The 12,999-nt window shown below is 37.7% G+C and carries 12 protein-coding genes; 5 read left to right on the forward strand and 7 right to left on the reverse strand.

Annotated elements, in window-relative coordinates:
- Positions 1-5: 5 nt before the first annotated feature.
- From HQN86_RS07995 to asnS, 3 genes are all read left to right on the forward strand, one after another.
- A complete protein-coding gene (locus HQN86_RS07995; RefSeq protein ID WP_172660496.1) occupies positions 6-761 on the forward strand; it encodes a ferritin-like domain-containing protein in 756 nt (251 codons plus the stop codon).
- 41 nt (positions 762-802) lie between these two features.
- Entirely contained in the window at positions 803-1,993 is a 1,191-nt protein-coding gene (gene sucC / locus HQN86_RS08000; RefSeq protein ID WP_172660497.1) for an ADP-forming succinate--CoA ligase subunit beta, read from the forward strand.
- A gap of 589 nt (positions 1,994-2,582) precedes the next feature.
- The gene (gene asnS / locus HQN86_RS08005; RefSeq protein WP_216854360.1) at positions 2,583-4,031 is read left to right on the forward strand and encodes an asparagine--tRNA ligase; all 1,449 of its coding nucleotides are present in this window, start codon (positions 2,583-2,585) and stop codon (positions 4,029-4,031) included.
- Between the two features lie 62 nt (positions 4,032-4,093).
- Here the strand turns inward: asnS and HQN86_RS08010 are convergent, their stop codons facing one another.
- On the reverse strand, positions 4,094-5,758 hold the full coding sequence (locus HQN86_RS08010; protein ID WP_172660498.1) for an FMN-binding glutamate synthase family protein: 1,665 nt from the start codon (positions 5,756-5,758) through the stop codon (positions 4,094-4,096).
- A gap of 76 nt (positions 5,759-5,834) precedes the next feature.
- Between HQN86_RS08010 and HQN86_RS08015 the strand changes: the two genes are divergently transcribed.
- Together HQN86_RS08015 and nhaA are read left to right on the forward strand one after the other, a co-directional pair.
- Positions 5,835-6,455, forward strand: a complete 621-nt coding sequence (locus tag HQN86_RS08015; protein WP_172660499.1) for an L-threonylcarbamoyladenylate synthase — start codon at positions 5,835-5,837, stop codon at positions 6,453-6,455.
- A complete protein-coding gene (gene nhaA / locus HQN86_RS08020; protein ID WP_172660500.1) occupies positions 6,456-7,637 on the forward strand; it encodes a Na+/H+ antiporter NhaA in 1,182 nt (393 codons plus the stop codon).
- Here nhaA and trpA read toward each other — a convergent pair.
- The 6 genes from trpA to recR all read right to left on the reverse strand — a co-directional run bounded on the left by trpA (position 7,627) and on the right by recR (position 12,920).
- Positions 7,627-8,394, reverse strand: coding sequence for a tryptophan synthase subunit alpha (trpA, locus tag HQN86_RS08025; protein WP_172660501.1), 768 nt, complete (start codon positions 8,392-8,394; stop codon positions 7,627-7,629). The two genes, nhaA and trpA, sit on opposite strands and share 11 nt — an antisense overlap.
- 5 nt (positions 8,395-8,399) lie before the next feature.
- Positions 8,400-9,581: a tryptophan synthase subunit beta gene (gene trpB, locus HQN86_RS08030; RefSeq protein ID WP_172660502.1), complete on the reverse strand. Its 1,182-nt coding sequence runs from the start codon at positions 9,579-9,581 to the stop codon at positions 8,400-8,402.
- Between the two features lie 32 nt (positions 9,582-9,613).
- Entirely contained in the window at positions 9,614-10,243 is a 630-nt protein-coding gene (locus tag HQN86_RS08035) for a phosphoribosylanthranilate isomerase (protein WP_172660503.1), read from the reverse strand.
- Positions 10,243-11,232: an anthranilate phosphoribosyltransferase gene (gene trpD / locus HQN86_RS08040; RefSeq protein ID WP_172660504.1), complete on the reverse strand. Its 990-nt coding sequence runs from the start codon at positions 11,230-11,232 to the stop codon at positions 10,243-10,245. Before trpD ends, HQN86_RS08035 begins: the two co-directional genes overlap by 1 nt.
- A gap of 249 nt (positions 11,233-11,481) precedes the next feature.
- Positions 11,482-12,297 (reverse strand): SDR family oxidoreductase, encoded by an 816-nt coding sequence (locus HQN86_RS08045; RefSeq protein ID WP_172660505.1) that lies wholly within the window; start codon positions 12,295-12,297, stop codon positions 11,482-11,484.
- 5 nt (positions 12,298-12,302) lie between these two features.
- On the reverse strand, positions 12,303-12,920 hold the full coding sequence (recR, locus tag HQN86_RS08050; RefSeq protein ID WP_172660506.1) for a recombination mediator RecR: 618 nt from the start codon (positions 12,918-12,920) through the stop codon (positions 12,303-12,305).
- Between the last annotated feature and the right edge of the window lie 79 nt (positions 12,921-12,999).

The following is a 12,999-nucleotide window of genomic DNA, read 5'->3' on the forward strand; positions in this document are numbered from 1 at the left end:
GGTGTATGCACAACTCATCGTATTGGATAAACTATTTTAACCAAAACCTAAAGAACAAAAGAATTGACTGGAGTATCAGTCCGAATTTAAGCCAACTGGAAAAAAACAACATTTTAAGCTCTTTACAGGCCTGGCAACTGGGAGAAACATCTGAGGGAACGAATCTGGTAAATGCTGCAACCAAACATGCAAAAAAGCTAAATGATCCTTATTATACAGATGCCATTAAGCTATTTATTAAAGAAGAGCAAAAGCATGGTAATAATTTGGGTCGTTATATTGATCTAATTGGCGAGCAAAGAATAAAAAAGGATTGGGGTGATAGCTTATTTAGAAAAATAAGGGGACTAAATACAGACATGGAGTTTTGGACCATAGCAGTAATTACCGTAGAAAGCGCGGCCCAGATATTTTACCAATGTTTAAAGGATGCAACGAACTGCAAATTACTTAAACAAATAAGTACAGATATTTTAATCGACGAAGCGGCTCATATCACTTTTCAAATCGAGAGGCTAAGTTTGATATATAGACAAAAGAGCTTTTTTATGAGAACTATTACGTACTATTTTTACACAGTTTTCTATTTTTCAACAGCGATGGTAGTCTGGCTGGCGCATAGAAGATTATTTAATGCCGGCGGGGTTCACTTTGGCACTTATTGGATCAAGATGAAACTCAAATTTAAAAAGACCATTAAAAAATTAAAACCCGAAATAGAAAATATAAACGCTGAAAATACCTTTAGCCATTTGTTATAAAGCTTTTGAAATTGTAGATTTGAACAAATTTTTTCAGCATAATGAATATCCACGAATATCAAGGTAAAGAAATACTTAAAAGTTTTGGAGTAGCCGTACAAGAAGGTGTAGTAGCCGACACGGTAGAGCAGGCTGTAGAAGCTGCTAAAAAAATGAAAACTGACTACAATTCTGACTGGGTTGTAATTAAAGCTCAGATCCACGCTGGTGGTAGAGGTAAAGGCGGTGGTGTAAAGCTTGCCAAAAACCTTGATGAGGTTAAGGAAAGAGCTTCTGCTATCTTAGGTATGCAGTTAGTAACTCCACAAACTGGTCCGGAAGGAAAGAAAGTTAACAAAATTTTAGTTGCTCAGGATGTTTACTACCCAGGTGCATCTGAAACCAAAGAATTCTATATCAGCGTATTGTTAAACCGCGCTAACGGAAGAAACATAATTATGTATTCTACTGAAGGTGGAATGGATATCGAGGAAGTTGCTGAGCATACACCTCATTTGATCTTCAAAGAAGAAATTGATCCTAAAGTTGGTCTTCAAGGATTTCAAGCTCGCAAAATAGCTTTTAACCTTGGTCTAAGCGGTCAGGCTTTTAAAGAAATGGTAAAATTTGTTACCGCACTTTACAAAGCTTACGATAGCACTGATTCTTCAATGTTTGAAATCAACCCTGTTCTAAAAACATCTGATGATAAAATTATCGCAGTTGACGCGAAAGTAGATTTAGACGAGAATGCCTTATTCCGTCATCCGGATTACGCGGCAATGCGTGATAAACTGGAAGAAGATCCTACTGATGTTGAAGCAAGCGAATCAAACCTTAACTATGTTAAACTTGACGGGAACGTTGGCTGTATGGTTAATGGAGCAGGCTTAGCAATGGCTACTATGGATATCATCAAAATTGCAGGTGGAGAACCGGCTAACTTTTTAGATGTTGGTGGTACTGCAAATGCACAAACGGTTAAAGCTGGTTTTAACATCATCCTTAAAGATCCGAATGTAAAAGCAATTTTAATTAACATATTTGGTGGTATTGTTCGTTGTGATCGTGTTGCCCAAGGTGTTATTGATGCATATAAAGAAATTGGAGATGTTCCGGTTCCTATTATTTGCCGTTTACAAGGAACAAATGCTGTTGAAGCTAAGCAATTAATAGATGACTCAGGATTAAAAGTTTTCTCGGCGATAGCATTAAAAGATGCAGCTGATTTAGTTACGAAAGTATTAGCTTAATCTATAGCTATTCAAATAAATCTTTATTAAAGGAAAAAGCCAATTGTTAACTCAATTGGCTTTTTTCATTTACAAAAAAATAAACAGGCTTGATTTCTGTTTAAAACACAAAAAAAATGAGAATTCTACTTTTAAAATAAGAAGAGGCATACAATCATCCAATTGTATGCCTCTCTAACCAAATATAAATTAAACGAGCATTACAAATATAGGGTTTTAAATTTAAAAACAATAAAAAATTGATTTTATTTAAATAAAAATCTAAAAATACACCATAAAAACAAAACAAAACCCAACAAAACACAAAAACAACTAAAAAAACACAATAGAAAAGCAATAAAAACACAAAATAACCAATAAAACATAATTACAAATACCAACAAACAACACTAAAGCAATAAAAAAACAACAAAACACCATCCAAAAAACAGAATAATACCAAGAAAAATACATTAAATACCAAAATCACTCAAAATAAACCTAAAAATACAATCAAAATAAACCTAGGTAATTTAAAATAGGCTACTAAAATATTCCCTCCCATTTATTAAAGGAAATCCTTATTTTTGACGCTCTCCACAAAAAAATCATGATTAAAAGAGAAAAAGTAAAAAGTTTGTTAGATACAAACGAATTCGACAGAGAAGTTACGGTTATGGGATGGGTGCGAACATTTCGCAACAACCAGTTTATTGCAATAAATGATGGCTCCTGCATTGGGAACATCCAAGTCGTAGTGGATTTTAATAATACTCCGGAAGAACTTTTAAAGCGTATTACTACAGGAGCTGCAATTTCTGTAAAAGGAAAAATTGTAGAATCATTAGGAAAAGGTCAGAGAGTAGATATTAAAGCTGAAACTATAGAAATATTAGGCGATAGTGATCCTGAAAAATTCCCTCTTCAACCCAAAAAACATAGCCTGGAGTTTCTGCGGGAAATTGCCCACCTGCGTTTCCGCACCAATACTTTCAATGCAGTCTTTAAATTACGTCATGCATTAGCCTTTGCTATACATCAATTTTATAACGAAAGAGGTTTTGTTTATATGCACACACCTGTTATTACTGCATCAGACGCAGAAGGTGCCGGTGAAATGTTTAAAGTTACCACTCTTGATTTCGACAACACACCTCGTACAGATGATGGGAAAGTAGATTACTCACAGGATTTCTTTGCGCGCGCAACCAACCTGACCGTATCTGGTCAGCTGGAAGGTGAGCTTGCTGCAATGGCCTTTGGACAGATATATACATTCGGACCTACTTTTAGAGCAGAAAACTCAAACACAACACGTCACCTTGCTGAATTTTGGATGGTTGAGCCTGAAATTGCCTTCGCTGATCTTGAAGACAATATGCAGCTTGCAGAAGACATGTTGAAATATGTGATTAGCTATGCGCTAGAACACTGCAAGGAAGAGATTGACTTTTTAAACAACCGTTTACTAGAAGAAGAAAAAACAAAACCTCAGAATGAGCGCAGTGAGCTATCTTTAATAGAAAAGCTAAACTTCTGCCTAAACAATGATTTTGAACGCCTAACATACACAGAAGCTATTGCGATCTTAAAATCTTCCAAACCTAATCAGAAAAAGCAGTTTAAATATCTTATTGATGAATGGGGAGCAGATTTACAATCAGAACATGAGCGCTTCCTTGTTGAAAAGCACTTTAAAAAGCCAGTTATCTTAACTGATTATCCGGCCGATATTAAGTCCTTCTATATGCGTCAAAACGAACCTGATGCTCAAGGCAGAAAAACAGTAGCTGCAATGGACATCCTTTTCCCAGGCATTGGCGAAATCATCGGAGGATCTCAAAGAGAGGAGCGCCTTGATAAGCTAACCCGAAGAATGGAAGAGCTTGATATTCCACAAGACGAAATGTGGTGGTATCTGGACACCAGACGCTTTGGATCGGCACCACACTCTGGTTTTGGACTAGGATTTGAACGACTGATATTATTTGTAAGTGGAATGACAAACATCAGAGATGTAATCGCTTTCCCTCGTTTCCCTAAAAATGCAGAGTTTTAATAGACTCATAAAAATATAAAAGGGGTGTATCAATCATGATTGATACACCCCTTTTATATTTATTACCTATTCTGATTTTGATTCAAATCATCTGCAAATGAGTTTGCATGTGTATAATCAACCAGTGAAACTTTATAATCAGAAGGCACAAAACTTGTTGATACACTCAGTGCCATTCCCAACTCAAACCTTAAAGGGTAAGGTGACTGCAATAAACTTCCTTCAGGGATGTATGGGAAACTTTCCATATATGATTGCATTACATTGGGCGCAATCCTCCTGTTGATATATGCCCTGGTCAATTGATAAGGATGATGTAAACCCGCAGCACCTAATAACTCTACAGCACTACCAACAGTTAGCTTATGGAAATTATAAACCCTAACTGTTTTATCTCCCACTACAAGACCTTTCATTAAACTTGGGTCCTGTGTTGCCACCCCTGTTGGGCAAGTATTACTGTTGCACTCTAAGGCCTGTATACAGCCCAACGCAAACATCATTCCTCTCGCCGAATTACATAGATCAGCACCAAGCGCGATATTCTTTACCAAATCAAATCCAGATGCTACTTTACCCGATGCAATAATTTTAATGTGCTTTTTAAGGTTAAAACCTACCAAAACATCGTAAACAAAAGCCACACCTTCTCTTAATGGCATGCCAACCGCATTAGAAAATTCCTGTGGAGAAGCTCCTGTACCACCTTCGCCCCCATCAACAGTAATGAAATCTACATAAATACCTGTTTCAACCATTGCTTTACAAATGGCAAAAAATTCACTTCTTCTTCCAATACAGAGTTTAATACCAATTGGCTTACCACCAGAAAGCTCTCTCAGTTTCTTTACAAAACCCATTAATTCTAACGGCGTTTTAAAGGCAGCGTGAGCTGGAGGCGAGATCACATCAAACCCCTCTTTTACCAACCTTATCCTTGCAATTTCAGGAGTAACCTTTTTAGCCGGCAATATACCTCCATGTCCTGGTTTAGCGCCCTGAGAAAGCTTAATCTCAATCATTTTTACCTGATCTGTACTTGCCCTCTCGGCAAAGGCCTCATAGTTAAATGTACCATCGTGATGACGACAGCCAAAATACCCAGTACCAATTTGCCAGATTAAATCCCCTCCGGGATTAGCATGGTAATCGCTTATACCACCTTCACCTGTATTATGCGCAAAATTACCCATCTTGGCTCCACCATTTAAAGCCAGAATAGCATTCTGACTTAATGAACCGAAGCTCATAGCAGAGATATTATAAATACTTGCAGAATACGGCTTTAAACACTCCGGACCCCCTACTAACACACGCGGATCTTCATTAAGTTCAGTATGGCTGATTGCTGAAATACTGTGGCTTAGCCATTCATAACCATTTTCATATACATCCAATTGTGTCCCGAATGGAATAGTATCATTTTCTCTTTTTGCGCGCTGATAAATCAATGAACGACTAAGTCTGCTAAATGGCTTACCATTGGTATCACTTTCTACAAAGTATTGATACACCTTTGGCCTTAAATCTTCCATAAAGTACCTTAATCTGCCCACTACTGGGTAGTTCCTTACTATACTGTGTTTTGGTTGATACAGGTCATAAATACCCAACAAAACAACTGGTCCTGTAAAAATGAATAACCACCATAAAGGCGGATAAGTAAGACCCAACATTACAGTGAGTGCCACCAAAAACGCCGCAATTGCGATAAATGCTTTTCTCATATTCCTTAATTTAATAAAAACATGCCAATAGAACAATTATAATCTGATTTCGGATCAATATTTTGTAAATTTACACATGCTTATTAAAATCTATCCTGAAAACCCAAATCCCAAGGCGATTGAGCAAGTTGTTGAAGTATTGAAAAAGGGAGGAATAATCATCTACCCAACCGATACCGTATATGGAATGGGTTGCGATATTACTAATCATAAAGCCATTGAAAAAATTTGCCGGTTAAGAGGTATTAAACCTGAAAAGGCCAATTTCTCTTTCATCTGCTCGGATTTAAGGCACATTTCAGACTATATAAAACCTATCGACACCACCACATTCAGGCTACTAAAAAAAGCTCTACCTGGCCCTTTTACATTTATACTGAATGCAAACGGAAATGTACCAAAACTACTAAGTTCCAACAAGAAAACTGTTGGTATAAGGGTACCTGATAATGATATTGCAAGAGAAATTGTTTTGCAGCTTGGAAATCCAATTCTATCTACTTCTATATATGATGATGATGAAGTAATTGAATACTCTACAGATCCTGAACTGATCCACGAAAAATATGAAGACACTATAGACATCGTAATTGATGGTGGATATGGAGACAATGAACCATCTACGGTTGTAGACTGTACATCAGGAGATTTTGAAATCATCCGTCAAGGAAAAGGAAACCTGGAAAACTACCTATAAATGGCCAAAATAATAAACTTACAAGCATTTAAAGACTTTTTAAGATCAGGACAAATTGGAGGCATACTCCTTATGGTATGTGTTGCGATCTCTCTGTTTATTGCAAACTCTAGTTATAAGAATGGCTTTTCTGCACTACTATCAACAGATTTAGGCTTCACATTTGGCTCTGGCTCTTATGTATTTACTGTTTCTGCCTGGATAAATGATGCGCTAATGGCTGTATTTTTTCTTCTTGTGGGCTTAGAGATCAAGAGAGAGCTGGTAGAAGGCGAGCTTTCATCTATTAAAAAGGCTTCCTTGCCTGTAGTTGCTGCTCTTGGAGGAATGTTGGTACCCGCATTTATTTATTTCATTTTAAATAAAGATACCGCTACGGCATCTGGATGGGGAATTCCAATGGCTACCGACATTGCCTTTGCCTTAGCTATCATATCCATGCTGGGTAAAAGTGTTCCGGCCTCATTAAAAATATTTCTTGCTGCCCTGGCCATTGTTGATGACCTTGGCGCCATCCTGGTTATTGCTATTTTTTATACAAATGAGGTACATTTTCATTACCTCCTGATGGCAGGAGGTGTACTTGCGCTATTGCTGGTATTTAACTTCTTTAAGATAAAACCGCTTTATTTTTATCTTATACCCGGAGTGTTCTTATGGTACTTCATTCACCACTCAGGCATACACGCAACAATTGCAGGGGTGTTGCTTGCCCTTACCATACCAACCAATTCAGATAACACAGAATCTCCTTTAGAAAAGCTTGAGCATTTATTAAATGGTCCTGTAAATTATTTTATCATGCCGATCTTTGCACTGGCCAATACCAACATCACCTTTCAAAAAGAAATGCTTGACGGTTTAGTATCGCCGCTGGGGCTTGGAATTGTGGCTGGTCTTTTTGCCGGAAAAACAATAGGTGTTACACTGTTCTCCTGGCTTGCAGTAAAGCTAAAACTGGGAACACTTCCGTCGCAATCAGGCTGGAAACACATTATTGGCTTAGGTATGTTGGCTGGTATAGGATTTACCATGTCCATATTTATATCCTTACTTTCATTTAGTGATGAAATGCATGTAACCGAAGCAAAATTTGCGATTCTTTGTGCTTCGGTTATTGCAGGATTAGTTGGTTTTGTTTTCCTAAAATCTATTAAAGGAAAAGCGCCGGTTAAGGCTTAAATTCTTTCATGAAGTTTTTAACACTGCCCTGAACATCATCAGCAGACAAGCTTTTCACAAAGGCAGTACCTATAATTGCACCGTTAGCATATTTACATGCTTTATCAAAGGTTTCTTTGCTACTTATACCAAAACCTATCATGGTTGGGTTTTTAAGTTTTAATGATGCAATTCTTGAAAAATATGTTTCGGTTGTATCAGATACCTGAAGATTTTTTCCTGTAGTTGCCGACGAGGATAGCAAGTAGATAAATCCATTACTTAAACCGTCGATTTTACGGATCCTTTCTTCAGAAGTTTGAGGAGTAACCAGGAATATATTACTTAAACCATATTTAGCAAAAACTGGTTCATACAACTCCTCATGTTCAACCATTGGGAGATCCGGAACTATACAACCATCAACGCCTACCTCTGCACAAGCTTTACAGAAATTCTCTACACCAAATTGAAGCATTGGGTTTACATACCCCATTAACAAAACCGGGATAGTTACCGTTTTACGTAAATCTTTAAGCTGCTCAAACAGCAGTCTTAAATCCATACCATTATCAAGCGCCAGCTTACTGCTCGCCTGTATAACCGGGCCATCAGCAACAGGATCAGAATATGGGAACCCTATTTCTAATAAGTCTGCACCTGAACGCTCTAGCTCTTCTGCAATTGCCACTGTATCTCCAAGATTAGGATAACCAGCTGTATAGTAAATTGATAATATATCTTTCTTTTCCTGAAATAACTTTTTAATTCTATTCATTTCTTTTATAATCCAAAATATCTCATGTAAGTATCCATATCCTTGTCACCGCGGCCCGACAAGCAAACCACTACATTCTCCCCACCTTTAAAATTCATTTTCTCCAGATAAGCCAGTGCATGAGCACTTTCTATTGCAGGGATAATACCCTCCATTTGAGTAAGCAATAAACCAGCTTCCAAAGACTCATCATCAGTTATGGAAACATACTGACCACGACCAGTTTTAAACAAATGTGCATGCTGAGGGCCAATGCCGGGATAATCTAATCCTGCTGACACAGAATGAGGTTCAACAACCTGACCATCTTCAGTTTGCATCAAAATACTTCTGCTGCCATGCAACACACCCTCCTTACCCAGTGTAGTTGTAGCTGCCGAAAACCCGCTATCAACCCCTTTACCTGCAGCCTCTACAGCGATTAGTTTTACCTTTTCATCATCAATAAAATGGTAAAACATGCCCATGGCATTACTACCACCGCCAACACAGGCCAGCACATAATCCGGCTGGTCATTACCAGTTTGTTCTATCAATTGCTTCTTAGTCTCTTCTGAAATGATAGATTGAAAAAGTGCCACCATATCCGGGTACGGGTGTGGCCCAACAACAGAACCTATTATATAATGGGTATCTACCGGATTATTAATCCAATCGCGCATGGCTTCGTTGGTAGCATCTTTTAACGTTTTACTTCCTGAAGTTGCAGGAACTACCTTAGCACCCAGCATTTTCATTCGTGCAACATTGGGAGCCTGTCTTTGAATATCAATCTCTCCCATATATACTACACATTCTAATCCGCGTAATGCACACACTGTAGCAGTAGCCACACCATGTTGTCCGGCACCAGTTTCGGCAATAATACGTTTCTTACCTAAACGTTCTGCAAGCAATATTTGACCAATGGTATTATTGATCTTATGTGCACCCGTATGATTCAGATCCTCACGTTTCAGAAAAATATTTGCGTTATATTTTTGCGATAATCGTTTAGCTAGATATAGTGGCGAGGGCCTGCCGACATAATCTTTAAGTAACTGATGAAATTCCTTCTGAAAGTCTTTATCCTCAATAATTTTAAGATAATTTTGTCGTAATTCTTCTACATTCGGATATAGCATTTCCGGAATATAAGCTCCGCCAAAATCTCCGTAGTATCCTTTTTCATTTACAAAATAGTTCATAGTCTTGTTCTTAAATCCTTGGTTGAATAAACTCAATAGGACAACATATTTCTAAAGTCAATCAATTTATCTATATCCTTTAGCCCAGGCTCCAATTCAAACTTGCTATTAATATCAATAGCATAAAAACGCACATCTTTTATTCTGTTTATTTCATCAATACTTTCCAAATCAATTCCCCCACTTAAAAAGTATGGTTTATCTAACACATATTTTTGAAGCAACTCCCAGTTAAAAGTCCTTCCTGAACCTCCATGATCGGGAGTCTGGGTATCAAATAAAAAGTAATCAACTGAATCAGCATATGCTTCCAACTGCTCAAAATCAAATTGTTCATCAATTCCAAACGCCTTTATTACTTCTATATCTAATAATGCTTTTAGCTGGCTACAATAATTAGCAGATTCGTTTCCGTGTAATTGAACAGCATATAGTCCATATTCCAAAACCCGTTCAACCACTATTCTAAGCTCTTCATTTACAAAAACACCTGTTTTTTTGATATTAGAAGGCAGATCCTTAACAAACTGAGCTGAAAGATCCGCAATAAATCTTTTTGAGCCATTATAGAAAATAAATCCCATATAATCAGGCTGCAAGTCTGCCACCATTTCGATGTTTGATGGCACCTTCATTCCACATACTTTCAGTCTCTTATCCATTACCTTGATATTAAGTTTTTAAAACTATTCAAAGCATTCTTGCTCATTAAAGAAGCCTCTGCTTCATAAAAACAATCCGCAAAAGATTTAGTGTTATCTATTGTCTGAATAGCAAGTGCGGCATTGCAAAGCACAACATTTCGTTGAGCATCGGTACATTCATCATTAAGCACACTCATAAAAATCTTTGCTGATGATTCAACCGTATCCCCTCCTTTTATTTCCTGCTCATCAATCTGTGCAAACCCAAGATCAGCAACGGTTACCAACGATTCTCCATTTTTACTAAAAGTTTTAAAATCGCAAGTCAGCGAAACCTCATCAAAACCGTCCACCGCGTGCAGTATCGTATAGTTTTTATCAGTATCCTGATATAAATAAGCATACAACCTGGCTAGTTCGAGACTAAACACGCCTACAATTTGATTTTTAGGTTGTGCTGGATTAACCATTGGTCCAAGCATGTTAAAAAAGGTTTTAACTCCTAATTCTTTACGTATAGGCGCAACAATTTTCATGGCCGGATTAAACAACGGGGCATGGATAAAGCATATCCCTGCTGTATCTAAACTGCGTTTTAAAATATCCTGTTCGTTAGTAAATGTATAACCCAGGTACTCCATAACATTTGAAGAACCGCAGCCAGATGACACACCATAGTTACCATGCTTAGCCACTTTGTGACCTGCGCCAGCCACAACAAAAGAAGCAAGTGTAGATATGTTAAAGGTGTCTTTACCATCACCTCCTGTTCCACAAAGATCTACAAGCTCATAATCTGAAAAGTTCAGTTTCACACAAAGATCAAGCATAGCATCACGAAAGCCTTGAAGCTCAGCAACAGTAATGTTCCGCATCCCATACGCCGTAATAAAAGCGGCAATCTGCGAAGTATTAAATTCGCCTAAGGCAATAGAAGTAAGTATCTTTTGTGCCTCTGCTCTACTGAAGGTTTTGTTTTCAAATAGGTGGTTAAGTATTTTCTTCATGTTATTTTCTTCTTAAAGAAGTTTTTCAAAATGTCGTAAAACAAAAAAGGTTGCCTTAAGCAACCCTCAAAATATTTTTATATAAAATAAAACGTTCAAAACGGGGTTACACTACGCTATTGCGTTGTGCCACCACCAGTTGTTAAGTCCGTTTGTAAGTATCATTAAAGCAAATATGGAATTGTTTTTGCAAAGCAGCAAATCTTTTATCAAAAAAAATAAAATTTATTACTTCTTTGCAGGGCGGGTTTACTTAATCAGGGCGTTCTTTTCCTTGGTAAAATGGTTAAAAACCAGTTTATCTGCCAATGCAGGCAATAACTTATTAATCCATACGGTTAGTTTGCCCTGCCCTGTCATAACTAAAGTGCGCTTTCTTGCAGCAATGCCATCAACGATACGAGTAGCCACTTCTTCAGCGGTCATCATTTTACCTTCTTCCATACTTGTTTCGCCATGAGCAGCACCATCTTTAGCCAATGCTGTAACCCGAATATTAGAAGCCGTAAAACCAGGGCAGGCTACCATCACATGAACACCGGTTTTAAGTAATTCGGTCCGCAGTGACTCCATAAAACCATTCATGGCAAACTTGGAAGCAGAATAACCGGTACGACCAGGCAAACCACGATACCCCGCGATTGATGATACCCCTATTACACTGCCTTGTGTTTTTAAAATCTCGGGCAACGCATATTTAGTGCAATAAACCGTACCCCAGAAATTCACATCCATCAGGTTTTTCAATACAGACAAGTCCAGATCATTGAACAATGCACGCATAGATAAGCCCGCATTATTAATTAATATATCTATCTTACTGAAAGTGACTAAGGCCTGCTTAACAAGCACTTCACACTCTTCTTCTTTACTCACATCTACCTGAACTGCAATAGCTCTTATGCCATATCTTGCCTCCAGATCGGCGGTAATTTCGCAAAGTGTAACATATTGTCTGGCACCAAGAACCAGGCTAGCACCGCGTTTAGCAAACTCTTCAGCACATGCTTTTCCAATACCAGATGATGCACCCGTAATTATGACTACTTTATTCTTAAAATCCATTCTAATTATTTAATTAATGAGTTTTCATAAGGTACTCTGGTAATAATAGACCTTCCCAGTGTGATCTCATCAGCATACTCCAACTCACCTCCAAAGGCAATTCCTCTGGCAATCGTGGTAATTGGTATTTGAAAATCTTTAAGCCGTTTATACAAATAAAAGAGTGTAGTATCACCTTCCATTGTGGCGCTAAGTGCCAGTATTATTTCTTTTACGGGAGTTGTAGCGACCCGCTGTACCAATGAATCAATAAACAGATCAGATGGTCCTACTCCATCCATTGGAGATATTAAACCGCCAAGCACATGATAAACGCCAAAATATTGAGAAGTGTTTTCCACAGCCATAACATCTCTGGTATCTTCTACTACACAAATCACTTCCTTTTCGCGCTTAGGTGCTGAGCATATTTCGCAAATATGGTTATCAGAAATATTATGACAAATGCCGCAGTGCTTAATTTCTTTTCTAAGCCTTACAATTGCATTTCCAAAATGCTCCACTTCCTCCTGCTCTTTATTTAATAAATGCAGAACCAACCTTAAAGCTGTCTTTTGTCCAACGCCAGGTAACTTCGAAAATTCGTTAACAGCGTCCTCAAGCAATTTAGAAGAAAAGTTCATCTTACAAACTTAGATAAATTGTGAATGTAAATTTATATTTATCTCCTGATATTTAATTTTTATAAGTAGAAACTCATGA

This window comes from Pedobacter panaciterrae, from assembly GCF_013204795.1.
GTDB classification, from domain to species: Bacteria; Bacteroidota; Bacteroidia; order Sphingobacteriales; family Sphingobacteriaceae; genus Pedobacter; species Pedobacter panaciterrae.